Genomic DNA, 14429 nt, shown 5'->3' with positions numbered 1-14429 from the left:
CCTTGCGGGTGATGACGTTCAACTTGCGCTATGCGTCGGACACCCGCCCGCATTCCTGGGGCGAACGCCGACCGGTGATGCGGAACCTGCTGCGCCGGGAGGCCCCGCACCTGCTCGGGACGCAGGAGGGGCTCTACGGACAGCTGCGTGATATCGCGGCGGATCTCGGTCCTCATTACGGCTGGGTGGGAACCGGACGCGGCGGCGGAAGTCGGGACGAATTCGCGGCGATTTTCTATGATGTGCGACGCCTCGCCCCCGTGGAGTGCGAACACTTCTGGCTTTCCGACACGCCGTATCTGATCGGGTCGACGACCTGGGGAAACACCGTTATTCGGATGGCTACCTGGGTGCGTTTCCGGGATCTTCGACAAAGCGAAGAGAGTGGGGGGAGTGGAGGGAGCGAAGAGAGTGGAGGAAGTCGGGGGCGTGGGGAATTCTATGTGTTGAACACGCATCTTGATCACGCTGTGCAGTATTCGCGGGAGCGTTCTGTGGCGCTGATCAACGATCGGTTGGGCGCCCTCGATCCCGCGCTACCGCGGATCGTGACCGGTGACTTCAACGTCGCGGCGCACAGGAATCCCGTGTACGAGGCCATGCTCGGAGGCGGCAGGCTCGTCGACAGCTGGGACGCGGCCGACGGGCGCAGCGCGCAGTACGGGACCTTCCACGGATATCGGCCGCTGGTGCCGGACGGGGATCGTATCGACTGGATCCTCACCTCACCGGCGGTGCGGACCCGATACGCGTCGATCAATACCTATTCCATGGGCGGACAATTCCCGAGCGATCACCTTCCGGTACAGGCGCTGGTCGACTGGTGAGGCGCTTACGGCCCGGATTTCGGTAACGGTCGACGGAGTCGTCCTACTGGCGGCGGGCGGGTGTGGAACCGCGGACCTGAAGGCCGTCGAGGAGGTCCTGGGTGGCTGCCGCGACGGCGTCGACGGTCTGGTCGAACACCTCGCGGTTATGGGCGGCCGGGGCGCGGAATCCGGAGACCTTGCGGACGTACTGCAGGGCCGCGGCGCGGATGTCCTGCGGCACATGCGTCCAGTCTGCCCCCTGGGAAAGCCCGCGGGGCCACTTCAGCTGAGGCCGGTGACCCGCATGGTGATGTTGAGGCGGCCGGCGGACATACCGGTGGCGGAGTCGCCGGTGCCCGGGTAGACCTTCGGCACGCCGTGGTAGACGAACCGCGACGGACCACCGAAGACGAAGAGATCGCCCGAGACCAGCTCGATGTCGGTGTACGGCTTGGTGCGGGTTTCCGTATTGCCGAAGCGGAAGACACAGGTGTCACCGATGCTGAGGGAGACGACCGGCGCGCTGGAGTGCTCTTCCTTGTCCTGGTGCATGCCGAGCTTGGCCTCGCTGTCGTAAAAATTGATCAGCGCGCTGTCCGGGGTGTAATCGTCGCCCGCGGTGGCGTCCTGATACGCGTCGACCAGCGCGCGGCGGCCCAACGCGACCATCCAGTCCGGGAATTCGGCGACCCGGGCACCGTTCACGTCGTCGGCGGTACGTCGGTACGCGTAAGGCTGCCAGTGCCAGCCGATGCACACGGTCTGGACGGACATCACGCCCCCGCGCGGGAGCTTGGTGTGCCGGATCGGGACCGGGCCGCGCGCCCAGTCCCGGCAGGCGGTGACCAGTTCGCGCTGCTCGGCCAGGGACAGCCAATCGGGGACGTGAACCGCCCCGGGCGCCAGCTCGCGGCGAGTGCGGCCTTCGAGGCCGGCGGCCGTCCCGGGCTGGCGGGCGAGTCCGTTGCGGCTGCTCGGTCCATCGGGTCCTTGGAGCTGCCCGACGTCCTCGAAGCCGGGGAGTGGGGTGCTCATGAGCTTGTGACCTGCCTATATGCGGTGGGAGGGAGCAAGGGGGAGGGAGGGGGACAGGGAACGGGCGGGGTCGGGGGTGACGAAGTGGCGGCTGGTTGCGGTGAGCTCCTTCTTTCAGCGTGCCATGGGGTGGGGTGTCGATCTCGATCCGTGATTGTCGGTCCGTGATGGGTGGGTCGCAGGGTGTGCCGGTGGTGGGTGTGCAGGGTGGTGCGCTCAGGGGCTGCCGGGGGCGTTATGCGGGGTGTGCCGAGTGACCCAGCCCCGGTCGATGAGCCAGGTGCCGCCGTCCGCGGTGGCGCCGCGCATGCCGTGAAGGACATCCGGCCCGGCGAGAGCGACGAGGCGGGAGTCACCGACGGAGGCGAAACCGTAGGTGCGGGTCGGCTCCCAATCGGTGCTGTGGCGGAGCCGGCGGCTCATCTGGGCCCAGCCCAGCGGTGCGGCGGCGACCACCCAGGCGTCCGGTCGACCGGCCGTGAAGCGTTGTGCCGGGCGCAGCCAGGACGCGGCGTGTTCCGGCCAGTCGACCAGGGCCAGGACGGTCCGGCCGGCTGCTCGCCATGCCTCCGCGAGCGACGCTGCGGCCGTGACGGACGCTGCGTCCCGGCTGTGGCCGATGGTGAGGGTGGTCGGGGTGGCCAAGAGACGCAGCAGGGTGGCCAGTTCGGTGTCGGTGTGCGGGGCGGGGGTGGGGAGCGGGCCGTATGCGTTCGCCTCGTGCTGGGGGATGAGAGGAGAGGGCGCGTGGCCGGCGGGCGTCGGAGAGAGGTCTCTCATGGAGGCGGGTGGGGTGTCGTGCACGGCGGTCAGATGAGGGTGGGCTGGAGGGCGCCTTCGTGCGTCAGCAGCGCGGTTTTGCGTTCCACGCCGGCCGCGTACCCGCGCATGGTGCCGTCCGCACCGATCACTCGGTGGCACGGGCGTACGAGCAGCAGCGGGTTCGCCCCGATCGCAGCTCCCAGGGCTCGCACTTCGGTACGGGGTACGCCGAGGGTGTCGGCCAGCCGACCGTACGTGGTCGTGGTGCCGTAGGGGACGTCGTCCAGAGCCTGCCAGACGCGCTCTTGGAAGTCCGTACCAGTGGTCCGGAACTCCAGGTCGAAGCGGGTCAGTTGGCCGGCGAAGTAGGCCCCCAACTGCTGGATGGCCTCGGAGAACGGGCGGGCGTCGCGCTGCCAGGGTGCCCGTACGGTCGGTGCGCTGCGCTGTCCGGGCATGGAGACCGAGGCCAGGGCGATACTGCCGGGCGTGAGGGGTGAGTCCATGCCTACGAGCAGCAGCTCGCCCAGCGGGCTGTCGAGAGTGGTGCAGTAGGTGGTGGTGGCAGGAGTGGGTGTGGCGGTGGGGGTGCTCTGGGTGTTCATGGCGCGTCCTCGGGAGTGTGCTGTTAGCTGGGGTTTCTCTGAGTGTGCCGGTTTGAGGACGCCGAGACTGGCGGGAATCGGACGTGGTGGTCCGGCTGGGCGCGGGAGCGGGGTGAGGTGGTCGGATGACGCCGGCCAGGGCTCGATCGGTGCGGTGGCGAGGCGAGCTGGGCCGGGCGGCGTGAAGCCGAGAACCACGGCGTGGAGGATGAGAAGGGCGTGGGGGCGAGCCGGCGGTGTAGGCCCGGATCGGACATGCTCGCGGGCGGGAGCTCGGAGGTCCGTCAGGGCTGTGGGAAGGCCCCGGCTGCCCGTCTGAGACGGGGCGTCGGAGACGGGATGCCGGGGCCGTTGCGCATGTGCACTCGTCCGTGCGTGGGTGCCCTACTAGGCGGCCTCGACGACCTCCGTGACCTCGGCGCGCACCGCCACCGTCCAGACCTCCAGCAGCACCGCATACTCCGCCATGTCCTGCGCCGTCCAGGCCAGACCGTGCCGGGCGCGGACAAAACGCCGGATCGAATCGTTGGCCTCGGAGGCAGGAACGGGCGTACCCGCATGGGAAGAAGGAGTTGGGGACATGTGAGACATGCTAGGGGTTGCCACTGACAGTGCATCCCCGCGTGCTTCAGCCATAGAGCCCCCGAGTGCTCTCCACCGATCGTCCCGTTTCCACCTCAACTCGCTGACCAGCAAAGACCGTCAGCACCTCGCCCTCCCCTCGCTGCCTGCATGTGTCCATTTCCACACGCTCCGCGTTCGCCCCACCCTGTCCGCCCACCCCCGAACCGTCAACAGGGCGTCATACGATCCGGCCTCCGAGGACCGGCCGCCTGAACTGCGGTGCGGCATCGCCACGGGCTCGGTGAAAAGGCGCACAAAGCGGGTGAGTGGCACGTGGACGTAGTCGTGCTGTGGTCGGTGGGGCCGGTCCGATAGGTGACGCAGGGCTGGCCGATCCGGAGGGCGAGTTCACCGAGTTTTCATGCAGGGTGGGGCGGTGGAGCCGGTGCTCGGTGGGGCCGGGTGGCACCAGTTGGCGCGCGGGGCGTGGCGGGTGAAGGGCGCGCGGTCGCCGGTGCTCCGGGCGAAGATCGTGCTGCGGTGAGGAGGGGGTGCCCGGTGCAGGTCAGGTCGCTGTCAGCCGGAACGTCGCTCAGCGCTGCGCGTCGCGAGCCCCCGCCGGATTGGTGTCCGCGCCGAGGTACGTGCCGTAGCCCTCGGCCACCAGGGGGCCGTCGAAGACCAGCACCTCGTTGACCAGGCCGCCCTTCTGGTTGCGGTAGTTGATGACCAGGCAGTCCACGCCGACGTAGCTGCCGAGCACCTCGAACCGCAGGTCGGGGATGAGCCGCAGGCCCTCCGCCCAGTAGGTCCGCAGGGCTTGCTTGCCCCGGATGACGCCGTCGCCGCCGAGCAGTTGCGCGGCTACCGGGGAACGGAACGTCACGTCGTCGGTGAAGTGCGCCAGTAGTGCGTCCAGGTCGTGTGCATTCCAGGCGGTCACCCAAGAGTCGACGAACGTGTGTGCGGTCGTGTGATTCATGGGCGCATTATGTCGGGTACGGAGAGGCGCGCGGCCGCCACCCGCGGCGGGCGAGTGGCGGCGGGGAGGCGGGACGGCTCAGACCTTGGTGAAGCACATGGTGTAGTCGGTCCTGCGGTTGCTGGTGAATTGGATGCTGTAGTCGTAGGAGGAGGCGCACTTCTTGCCCGCGCCCAAGAGTCGTTCGCCCAACTTGTACTGCGCGCCGGGGGAGTTGCAGTCGACGATCGTCGGCAGCGGTTCGCCGGTCGGGTGGTCGACCTTGACGCAGTCACCGACCTGCGGATCGTGCGTCTTGCGCTCCGCGTTCCGTGCGTCCCGTGCGGCCTCCTGCTTGGCCTTGCCGCCGTTGGGGTTGGTGTTGTAGTCCCACACGTACCAGGCGCCGCCGCCGAAGATGGCCAGGAGGATCACCGTGGTGATCAGCCCGCGCATCGGACTGCGCTGGGGCTGCTGCCGCTGAACGGGCGCGGGCTGCTGTTGCGGGTGACCGTAAGGCGACTGCGGCGGCCCGGTGTACGGCCCCTGGGGAGGCCCGGTGTACGGCTGCTGCGGAGGCCCGGCGTAGGGCTGCTGTGGGGGACCGGAATAGGGCTGTTGCGGATGCCCGTACGGCTGCTGCGGAGGTTGGTTCTGATTCTGATAGGGCGGCGGTGCGGACATGGTGCGGATCCCCCAGGTGTGACGGTGGAGAGTAGAGACGGAGGTCGGCGGGAGCTGGCCGGTGCAGCAGGCTACCTGCCGGGTGGCCGCAGTCGCGTTACGGGTGCTGAGCCCGCTTGTCTGTTTGTCTGTTTGCCTGGAACGCGGCCTCCGCTCGACGTGCGGCGTGCGCAACTCCGTTTCCCACAAACCGGGTAGCGGTGAGGGGGGCGCGGCTGTATGTGGTGGCACTCGCTGGCTGTGTGTGGTCCTTTGGCTGTGGCGCTACGGCACCTTGCTCCGACCGACCGAATGATGTTGACGCTCAGCTTGCGCGGGGAGTAAATTTATGCCCGTCGTAATTTCTTTGGGGGAGTCGCGACGGTGCTCGGCGTCGATCCGATGCCCAAGTCCCGCCCGGGGCAGGCGCGTTCACGGCAGTACGCCTACACTCCGCGGCCCTCCCACCTCGCGAGACGCCCACCACCCATGACGGAGGACCATTGCTGAACGTCACTGCTGTTCCCGCGGCGCCCGGGCATGCCCAGGCCGCCCGCGACCGCGCCGGCGCACTGATCGCCGCCCCGCTCCCGGCCGATGCCGAGGTGCACGGCGACTGGGTCCGCGCGCCGGGCGCCCGGGGCGGTGCGGTGATCTACGTACACGGTGGTGGATTCGCCCACACCATGCCCGAGGCCGAGCGCGTCATGGCCTACCGGCTGTCACAGGCAACCGGCCGGCCGACCCTGCGGGTGGACTACCGCCTGGCGCCCGCCCACCCCTACCCCGCGGCGCTGGAGGACCTGCTCGCCGCCTGGCAGGCCGTGTTGGCCGAGGGCATCGCCGCTCCCGAGGTCGTCTTCGTCGGCGAGTCGGCCGGCGCCACGCTGGTGCTGTCCGCCCTGCTGGAGCTCAAGCGGACCGGGGGCCCGCAACCCGGCGCCGCGGTCGTGATCTCGCCGGTCACCGACTTCGCCCTGACCGGCGCGTCACTGACCGCCAACGACGGTAAGGACGTGCTCAGTCACGCCGTCCTCGATGCCATCACCAGCCAGTACCTGGCCGGCGCCCACGCGAAGGAGGCGCCGCAGTCGCCGCTGTACGGCGATCCGCGCGGATTGCCACCGCTGCTGGTCGCCGTCGGCACCGACGAGGTGCTGTTGGACGACGCCCGCCGCTTCGCCGAGGCCGCCGACGCCGCCGGAGTGAGCGTGCGCCTGGACGAGTACGAGGACATGCCGCACGCCTTCCACCTCTCCGAGCCCGGCGAGGTACTCCTCGAACGGCTCGGCCGGTGGCTGGCCGACCCGGTCCGGGAGTTCACCGTCAGCGGTCCGGAGGCCGGGCCGTACGCCCTCGCGGACGGTCCGGACGGGGCGCTGTGGTTCACCCTGGTCCACCAGGGTGCGATCGGCCGGCGGGACGCGGACGGCCGGATCACCGTCCACCCGGTCGGCGCGGGCCCGACCGTGCTCGCCCAAGGGCCCGACGGCGCCCTGTGGTTCACCGAGTACGGCAGCCACCGGATCGGCCGGATCACCATGGACGGCGAAGTCACCTCGTTCGCGCCACCGACCGCCGACGGCGGGCCGTTCGGTATCGCGGCGGGCCCGGACGGGGCGATGTGGTTCACGCTGTCCGGCGCCGACCGCATCGGCCGGATCACCATGGACGGCGAGATCACCGAGTACCCGTCACCCGGCGCCTTCCCCTCCGCCCTCACCGCCGGGCCCGACGGCGCCCTGTGGTTCACCCTCAACCAGGACCATGCGATCGGCCGGATCACCACGGACGGGCGGACCACCGCGTACCCGCTGCCGACGCCGTCCGCCGCCCCCGTCGGCATCACCGCCGGACCGGACGGCGCGCTGTGGTTCACCGAGATCGGCGCGGGGCAGATCGGCCGCATCACCGTGGACGGCACCGTCACCGAGTACCCGCTGCCCGACCGCCAGGCGCGGCCGCACGCCCTCACCACCGGCCCCGACGGGGCCCTGTGGTTCACGGAGTGGGGCGGCAACCGGATCGGACGCATCGACACCGACGGCAAGATCACCGGCTACGACCTGCCCCGCCCCGCCTGCGAACCGCACGGCATCGTCCAACACCGCGGTGCACTGTGGTGCGCCCTGGAGACCGGTTCCCTGGCCAGGGTTGCGGTGCACATCGGGTAGCCGGTGTCCCTGGCGTGACTGCGGCTCCAGGCACGAGCGGCAGCCGCCGGTGGCCTCTCGACCACCGTTGGCTGCCGCCGTTCCCTTCTGCCCCGGAGTTCTGGCCGTCGTCACCGGGGCCAGTCGGTCAACCCCTCTCAGGTGGCGCTGAGGTGCACACTGCCGTACCGCGGACGGGAGCTGGCCGGCGGGACCGTGGGCAGGCTCACGTCCTCACTGGAGGGTTCCAGCGGCACGGGAGCCAGCACGACCGGCGGGACGCTGCTGCCGTCCCACCTGCCCTCCTCGCGCAGGTGGGCCAGTTGGTCTGTGACGTCGAAGCGGAACGTCAGGCCGGTGCCGCCGTGGTGGTGGATGTCGCCGCCGACCGCGCCGAAGAAGTCGATGTACCCGACGAAGTAGGGGCTGTCCGGACCAAGATCGGTGTCCTGTTCGTTGGCGCCGAGCAGCACCCGGTACGTGGTCCCGGGCGACTCGTCGGCACGTACGTCGCCGATGGTGAGGAGGACCCGCTGCGGGGTGTCGCTGCGCGCGGCGGTGCTGAGGGTGTCGATCGCGCTGAATTCGGCCTCCAAGGGCACGGCCTGCGGCTGCGGGCCCAGTACCGCGCCCGTCTCCGCGCGGCAGAGCACCCGGTCAGGGTTCCCCGGCACGGCGGCCGTCAGTTGCAGACTGCGACGCTGGACGCCGACCGTCGGTTTGGTCCAGACCTCCAACGAGTCGTACTGGTAGCCGAGTTGCTCGGTGGTGAGCATGTCCCGGGCCCGCTTGCTGGCCTTGTTGCCGTCCTTGTCGCGGAAGGTGAGGGGCTTGTCGAGCCAGTCCGTGCTCTCGGGGTTCTTGCGGCCGTCGCCGCGGGCGAGCCAGGCCGGCCACAGCCGGTCGATGTTGGCGTGGTGCAGCCAGAAGATCGGGTCGCGGGGCGAGACGAAGATGCCCATCCAGCCACCCACGAACAGGTGGATCTTGTTGTGCGGGATCGATTCCAGGGCGCCGAAGTCCGCTTCGTCATGCGGAAGTTGCGTTCCCGTGTCCTTGCTGCCGAAGTACTTCGGGAGCACCCCTGGGAACACCTTGGCCCCCATGGCCATGGTCGGGTCGACCAGTTCCCAGGCCACGGCGTAGCCCTTGCTGGCCCCCTCGCTCCGCTTGATGCAGTCGTACAGCGGGTTGTCGATGTACTGCTTCGGCCCGCCGGTGTGCTGGATCAGATCCGGGATCCTGGGCTGCCGGAACGCTGCCGGAAGCCTGCGGAACTCCATCGACTCCTTGCTCGCCGGGTCGTTGTTCGCCACCCGGGTGTAGTTCCAGTACGGCAGTGCCCAGTTGTCCGGGCCACCCAGTTTCTTGACCACCTGGCCCACGATCTGCTCGAAGTAGTACAGGTACGCGCGGTGCCACGGCAGGAAGAACCACCCGCCGTGCGGACACTGGTTCCACTCCGGGTTCCCGCCGCCGACGGGCGGTGCGTCGGGGTTCGGGCTGCCGGAACCGTGGACGTTCGCCTGCCAGCGCCAACTGCGGGGGTCCTCGTCGTAGCCGTTCATCATGGCCCCGACGGCGTAGGCGTACCAGAGGATGTCCGGGTGCCAGTTCTCCGGGTCGCTCGCCATCGTCGAGACGTCGCGACGCATGCGGTAGGTCGGGTTGGCGTTCGTGTTGGCGTTCATGTCGTCGTTCACGGGAACGCTCCAATTCCTGTCGTTGTGCGCGTGGTTGTGTTCGTGGTTGCGTTCGTGCTCGTGCTTGTGGAACTGGTGGTTGGTGCTCGTGGTTGTGGAACTGGTGGTTGTGGCAGGTGTCCGACGCACGTCCGTGGTGAGCCGGACCGGACCGGGGAGGGTGGGACCTGTGGAGTTACGCGCGTCGGGGCGGACGCTCTACGAGGGGCGGCCCGCGTGCCTGTCTGGGGACCCGATCCGTGCCGTCAGTGCAGGACCATGACGGCCATCGTCGTGACGGCCAGCGCCGAACCCATGGCCAGGCAGGCAAGCCGCCAGACGGTCCGTTGTGGCGTCGCGGACCGACGTCTGAGCAAGGCCAGGCCGGCCACCGCACCGTGCAGCAGGACGCCGGCGACGACGGCCATCAGTACGGCGTGCACACCGTCCGGCAGTGGGGCGACCTCGGTGACCAGCCCGCCCAGCAGCGGGCTCAGACAGGCCAACACCAGCCAGGGGAACAACCGGCGGCGACCGTCGGTCTCCAACATGGTGGTCAGGGCCAGGCCCTCGCTGCCGGAGTGCAGCGCCAACGCGGCGACGACCGGGAAGGTCGGCAACAGCGCCACCGTCATGCCTTCGACGACCCGGTGGAGTACGAGGGCGGCGGCGGTCCCGTTGCCGTAGGACTGCCCGCGCCCGCCGCATCGGGCCAGGAGGACACCGCACCCGGGAAGCACGGTGAATCCGGCGACGGCGGAGACCGGCACCGCCCATCCAGGCAGCCCGGACTCCCCGGCGTCATCGATCGCGCGCGGCAGGATGTCGATCACCGCCAGCGCCAGCAGCACCCCGCAGGCCGCCGGCAGGAGCACCGTGCCATGGCGCCGCCAGCGCCGCGCCGACCAGGCACCCGCCAGAGTGCCGCAGATGATCAGGAATAACCCCACATATGCCTCGGGCTTGAACCCGAGTGGCGCGATGGCCAGTGGTGTGCTGGAAGCCGTACCTGCCGCCATCGTCCAGTTCACAGCGGTCTCCCTCCTGCTGGCAGCTGCTCCTGCCAGTACGCCACTCGGGTGCTTTCGCAGACATCTCGGGGCCGCCATTCGGGTGAATGGTTGAAGATGGTTGTGCCGCCTGCCGCCTGCCGCCTGCCGCCTGCCGTCCTGCCGGTCCAGGGCCCGGCCAGTCACTCCCGTTCGTTCCCGTGCGGTGTTCCGGCGAGGGCGTGGTGGCGCCGGGGCGAACGAACGAGGACGACTGGACGGCGGAACGGCCGGGCGGCAGACCCCGGACGGCGTGCGCCAGGCATCCCCGCCCCGGCAGGAGACTCCCCTGGGGACCGCGACACCGGACGACCGTCGACTCCCCGGCGCCCGGACCACCAGGCTCTCCCGCTGATGCGGCCATCCCACGTTCTAGGGTGGGGAGTTGATATTGGACAGCCCGGACTGTGGAGGTGGGGAAGGCCGTGATGCAGGCACAGGTGGACGAGGCTCCGGGTGGCGATCCGTGGGCGGGGGTGGACGCCGACGCTTTGGCGCGGGCCGTCCGAGGGCAGGCAGGGCGGCCGGTGTTGGGCGTCGAGGACATGGCGACGTACCTCGCGGAGCAGGTGGCGGACACCTCCCACCGCGAGGTGGTCGGACCACTGTTGAACGGCGGAGGGCCCAGCGGTGTGATCGTCCGCCGGGGCCGGATCGTGGCGTCCTGGGGCGACCCGACCCGCGTGGAGATGGCGTTCAGCGCCACCAAGAGCGTGCTGTCGCTGGTGGCGGGGGTGGCCTTCGACGACGGGGTGATGGCGCTGGACGAGCCGGTGTACCGGTCCGTCCGGCTGCCGCAGTTCGCCGACCCGCACGGGCGCGGGATCACCTGGCGGCACCTGCTGGACCAGACGAGCCAGTGGGAAGGGGCGCTGTGGGGAAAACCCACGCGCGTTGACGCACAGAGCACCCGCGAGGGGACGGAGTCACCGGGCGGGCCGCCGGGGGAGGGGTGGGCCTACAACGACGTTCGGGTCAACCTCACCGCTCTGGCGCTCACCGTCCTGTTCGGGCGCTCCCTCCCGGACGTCCTGCGCACCCGTGTGCTGGACCCGATCGGAAGCTCCTCCTCCTGGTCGTGGCACGGCTACCGCGCCTCCTACGCCGAACTCGACGGCGGCCGGGTACCGGTCGTCTCCGGCGGGGCGCACTGGGGCGGCGGCCTGTGGATCAGCGCCCTCGACTTCGCCCGGGTCGGCCACCTCTGCCTGCGAGGTGGACGCCACGCAGACCGCCAAGTCATCTCCCGCCGTTGGATCGACGCCCTGTGGACCCCCTGCCGTGTCAAGCCGAACTACGGGCTGTCATGGTGGTTGAACGACGACCGGACGGTCTGGCCCACGGCCCCGACGACCGGACGCTGTGCGCGGGGAAACGGCGGCAGCCACCTGCTGTGGGTCGACCCGGCCCGCGACCTCGTCATCAGCTCCCGCTGGGGCGCCGACGTGGCGACCCTGATCGCCGAGGTCTCGGCGGCCGTGCGACCAGGGTGACGGGGTGACGGGGTGACGGGGCGGCGGGTGTGCTGCCCGTCCAGCGTAGGTGGCGCCGGGGGCGGACCGTCGGCGGGCGTGCGGAGGCACATCAGGGCGCAGGCGCCGGGGCGCAACCGGCCTGTGCGCCGCCGTGCCTCAATGACGGGCTGTGAGTCCGGAGAAACGCCGACGGGTGCCCGAGGCTCCGACTGATACTGACGACGGTGCCTTGACTGGCTGTCCGGCGTCGCCGGCGGCAACGGCCCCATCCCGCCTACACCAAGGAGCATTGCCATGCGTCGTATGCGTGCGTTCGCCGTCGCTTCGGCCGCCCTGGCGGTCGTGTTCGGCCTCGCGCCCACCGCAACCGCCGCCCACGCGGCGCCCACCCACCGGGCGTCCTACCGCTGCACCCCCGGCTACTTCTGCATCTACAGCAACTGGAACGGTGGCGGCACCCGTTGCCAGTGGTCGCAGCGCAGCAAGGCGAACACCGCCGATGACTGTTCCTTCATCCGGCGGGGCCAACGGGTGCGCTCCGTGTGGAACGGGACCGGCCACCGGGTGCAGTACTACACACAGACCAACTACCACGGCCGGGTCGGATCCACCCGGGCCGGATCGGGCGGCAACCTACAGGGCAACTACCAGATCCGGTCCTTCAAGCCGCAGTAGTGGGCGTTGTGTTGAGTTGTGTTGCGTTGGATTGAGTCGGCCTGAGTCGGCCTGAGCCGGGTTGACTTGTGTTGTCGCTACGTCAGTAGCGATGACGCGGGACTGAGAGGGTGTTCTGTGGGTGTTCGTCTGATTTCAGATTGAGTTGGTCTCTGGGGCGGCCGGTGCCGACTGGGTCAGGGTGAACAGGCCGGGGTTCGGGCTCGGTGAGGAGGTCGCGGTTGACCAGGCGTTTCAGCTTGGCCCTCATGCCCTCGGTGTGCCGCGGCTCGATGCCGAGGCCGAGCGTGTGGCAGACGTCCTTGGCGCGGAGCCCGTCCCCGTTCTGCTCGAAGAGAGTCAGGATGTCGCGGTAGCCGGGCGGCAGCGACTCAGGGGCAGGGGTGCCGTCCTCGGTGGCCAGTTCCAGGACGGTCTCGCGGGTGATCTCCAGCCGCTCCAAGGTGTGCTCGGCAGTGGCGAGTTGCTCGGTGAGCTCGGTGAGCTGCGCGCGCAGTCGTTCGATGGTCTCGCGCACCAGTTGCTGCCGGGTCTCGATCTTGTCCAGGAGCTGTCTCACCGCCCGCTCCCGCTCGCCTGGGGTGCATCGCGCCAGGTCGGGGTGGCGGTGCGGGTGAGGCGGCGGAGCATGACGTCGGTCATGGACCAGTGGATCATCGCCACCGAGCTGGCCGGCAGTGTCTCGTAGTCCCGCACGAGTCTGCGGTGGAGCATGAGGGTGCCGAACGTCTGCTCCACCACCCACCGCTTCGGTTCCGGGGTGAACCCTCTTGCCCCTGGCTCACGTTGGACGATCTCCACGTCGTTGCCGAGGTCGGCTCCGTGTTCGACCACGGCCTGCTTGAACCCGGCATCCACCCAGCGCTTCGTCACCGTGGGTGCCGCGGCGGCGACCTTGTCCAGCAGAGCGATCCCGATCGCGTTGTCGTGCACGCTCGTGGCGGTCACGACCACCGCGATGATCAGGCCGAGGACGTCGGTGGCGATGCCCCGCTTGCGGCCCGGGCTCTTCTTGCCCGGATCCAGCCCGGTCGTGTCCTTCGGTGCGTTCGCCGAGGCCCGCACGGTCTGGGAGTCCAGGACGACGCCGGTGGGGTCCTCGTGCCGCTTGCGCATTTCGCGGGCCTGCCAGCGCAGCAGGTCGTGGATGGTCTCGGTGGTGCCGTCGTCGCGCCACAGGGCGAAGTAGTAGTACACCGCGCTCTTCGGCGGCAGGTAGCGCCACTGGCAGCCGGTGCGGGCCTGGTAGAGGATCGTGTTGACGATCTCCCGCATCTCGTACTGGCCCTCGTGCCCGCTGACCGAGGGATCCCTCGCCTTCCACGCCGTAATGACCGGCCGGATCAACTCCCATGCCTCATCCGGCAGATCACTCGGGTACGGCTGACGTCCGCCCACGCCTCCCAGCAGACCGCACCCTCCGTCGGCCGTGAAGCCCGGAATCGGACAACCCGCTCACAAACACGACGAGAATCGCCGAACTCTCGCAGAACACGCTCTCAACGCCGGCCCTTCTCAGGCGCCCCTTCTCGTCCAGTGCCTTGTGCAGTCTCAGCCGCACCTTGTGCGAGAAGACGGGCTCCAACGGGGCACCTGGTCGCCACCGCACCACAGTGAGATAAGCGCTGTGGCAGCCGACATCGAGCACACCCGCCTGCCGCATCCAGCCCCCTCCCCTCGCAGCGCCCCCGTTTGGGCGGATTGAGCCCCCGGAGCATCGCGTCACAGACGGGCTCCTGGCTGACCAGCACTGGGGCCGCTCCGTGACAATGATGTCACTGTTCGTACCTGCCCCAGGGGGCCGCTGCGCTTCCTTGGCGGGGAACCCTCTCGGGAATGGCTGCGCAAACCTGCCGCCGCAGCTCGCACCTCTCGGCGATGGAAGCCGGTGGGGCGCCCCCCGGGGGGGGGGGGGGCCCCCGGGGGGGGCGGCGCCGGGGGGGAGCGGGGGGGGCGCCCCAGGGGGGGGTGGGTTGGGGCCGCCCGGGGGCTCTGG

The 14429-nt window shown here is 69.8% G+C and carries 15 protein-coding genes and 1 pseudogene; 5 read left to right on the top strand and 11 right to left on the bottom strand.

Going from position 1 to position 14429, the window contains the following annotated elements:
• Nucleotides 1-11: 11 nt before the first annotated feature.
• Nucleotides 12-827, top strand: a complete 816-nt coding sequence (locus ACFVT2_RS13070; protein WP_390016108.1) for an endonuclease/exonuclease/phosphatase family protein — start codon at nucleotides 12-14, stop codon at nucleotides 825-827.
• A gap of 43 nt (nucleotides 828-870) precedes the next feature.
• Here the strand turns inward: ACFVT2_RS13070 and ACFVT2_RS13065 are convergent, their stop codons facing one another.
• The 7 genes from ACFVT2_RS13065 to ACFVT2_RS13035 all read right to left on the bottom strand — a co-directional run bounded on the left by ACFVT2_RS13065 (nucleotide 871) and on the right by ACFVT2_RS13035 (nucleotide 5192).
• The gene (locus tag ACFVT2_RS13065; RefSeq protein ID WP_390016477.1) at nucleotides 871-1095 is read right to left on the bottom strand and encodes a DUF2277 domain-containing protein; all 225 of its coding nucleotides are present in this window, start codon (nucleotides 1093-1095) and stop codon (nucleotides 871-873) included.
• Complete coding sequence (locus ACFVT2_RS13060; protein WP_390016106.1) at nucleotides 1092-1844, bottom strand: alpha-ketoglutarate-dependent dioxygenase AlkB family protein; 753 nt, start codon at nucleotides 1842-1844, stop codon at nucleotides 1092-1094. Before ACFVT2_RS13060 ends, ACFVT2_RS13065 begins: the two co-directional genes overlap by 4 nt.
• 216 nt (nucleotides 1845-2060) lie before the next feature.
• Nucleotides 2061-2624, bottom strand: a complete 564-nt coding sequence (locus tag ACFVT2_RS13055; RefSeq protein ID WP_390016104.1) for a hypothetical protein — start codon at nucleotides 2622-2624, stop codon at nucleotides 2061-2063.
• 29 nt (nucleotides 2625-2653) lie between these two features.
• Nucleotides 2654-3211 carry a methylated-DNA--[protein]-cysteine S-methyltransferase gene (locus tag ACFVT2_RS13050; protein ID WP_390016101.1) on the bottom strand — a complete coding sequence of 186 codons (558 nt, stop codon included), beginning with the start codon at nucleotides 3209-3211 and terminating at the stop codon, nucleotides 2654-2656.
• A 387-nt stretch (nucleotides 3212-3598) separates the two neighbouring features.
• Nucleotides 3599-3793, bottom strand: a complete 195-nt coding sequence (locus tag ACFVT2_RS13045) for a hypothetical protein (protein WP_390016098.1) — start codon at nucleotides 3791-3793, stop codon at nucleotides 3599-3601.
• 574 nt (nucleotides 3794-4367) lie between these two features.
• Nucleotides 4368-4757, bottom strand: a complete 390-nt coding sequence (locus tag ACFVT2_RS13040; RefSeq protein WP_390016095.1) for a nuclear transport factor 2 family protein — start codon at nucleotides 4755-4757, stop codon at nucleotides 4368-4370.
• A 78-nt stretch (nucleotides 4758-4835) separates the two neighbouring features.
• Nucleotides 4836-5192 (bottom strand): hypothetical protein, encoded by a 357-nt coding sequence (locus ACFVT2_RS13035; protein ID WP_390016092.1) that lies wholly within the window; start codon nucleotides 5190-5192, stop codon nucleotides 4836-4838.
• Between the two features lie 812 nt (nucleotides 5193-6004).
• Between ACFVT2_RS13035 and ACFVT2_RS13030 the strand changes: the two are divergent.
• A pseudogene (locus ACFVT2_RS13030) lies at nucleotides 6005-6640 on the top strand (alpha/beta hydrolase); the annotation flags it as partial.
• 57 nt (nucleotides 6641-6697) lie between these two features.
• Nucleotides 6698-7573, top strand: a complete 876-nt coding sequence (locus ACFVT2_RS13025) for a virginiamycin B lyase (RefSeq protein WP_390016474.1) — start codon at nucleotides 6698-6700, stop codon at nucleotides 7571-7573.
• Nucleotides 7574-7710: 137 nt separating this feature from the next.
• Here the strand turns inward: ACFVT2_RS13025 and ACFVT2_RS13020 are convergent, their stop codons facing one another.
• A complete protein-coding gene (locus ACFVT2_RS13020; RefSeq protein WP_390016090.1) occupies nucleotides 7711-9255 on the bottom strand; it encodes a tyrosinase family protein in 1545 nt (514 codons plus the stop codon).
• Between the two features lie 245 nt (nucleotides 9256-9500).
• Entirely contained in the window at nucleotides 9501-10265 is a 765-nt protein-coding gene (locus ACFVT2_RS13015) for a hypothetical protein (RefSeq protein WP_390016087.1), read from the bottom strand.
• Nucleotides 10266-10711: 446 nt separating this feature from the next.
• Here ACFVT2_RS13015 and ACFVT2_RS13010 point away from each other — a divergent pair, with 446 nt between their 5' ends.
• A complete protein-coding gene (locus ACFVT2_RS13010; RefSeq protein ID WP_390016472.1) occupies nucleotides 10712-11776 on the top strand; it encodes a serine hydrolase domain-containing protein in 1065 nt (354 codons plus the stop codon).
• Between the two features lie 276 nt (nucleotides 11777-12052).
• Nucleotides 12053-12433, top strand: coding sequence for a peptidase inhibitor family I36 protein (locus ACFVT2_RS13005; RefSeq protein WP_390016084.1), 381 nt, complete (start codon nucleotides 12053-12055; stop codon nucleotides 12431-12433).
• 82 nt (nucleotides 12434-12515) lie between these two features.
• Here ACFVT2_RS13005 and ACFVT2_RS13000 read toward each other — a convergent pair whose 3' ends face one another.
• Nucleotides 12516-12992 (bottom strand): hypothetical protein, encoded by a 477-nt coding sequence (locus tag ACFVT2_RS13000; RefSeq protein ID WP_390016082.1) that lies wholly within the window; start codon nucleotides 12990-12992, stop codon nucleotides 12516-12518.
• Nucleotides 12989-13831 (bottom strand): IS5 family transposase, encoded by an 843-nt coding sequence (locus ACFVT2_RS12995; RefSeq protein WP_390016079.1) that lies wholly within the window; start codon nucleotides 13829-13831, stop codon nucleotides 12989-12991. Before ACFVT2_RS12995 ends, ACFVT2_RS13000 begins: the two co-directional genes overlap by 4 nt.
• Nucleotides 13832-14429: the final 598 nt, after the last annotated feature.

Origin of the sequence: Streptomyces sp. NPDC058000, from assembly GCF_042886435.1 — a bacterium.
GTDB lineage: Bacteria > Actinomycetota > Actinomycetes > Streptomycetales > Streptomycetaceae > Streptomyces.
This window is presented reverse-complemented; position numbering and strand designations above follow the sequence as displayed.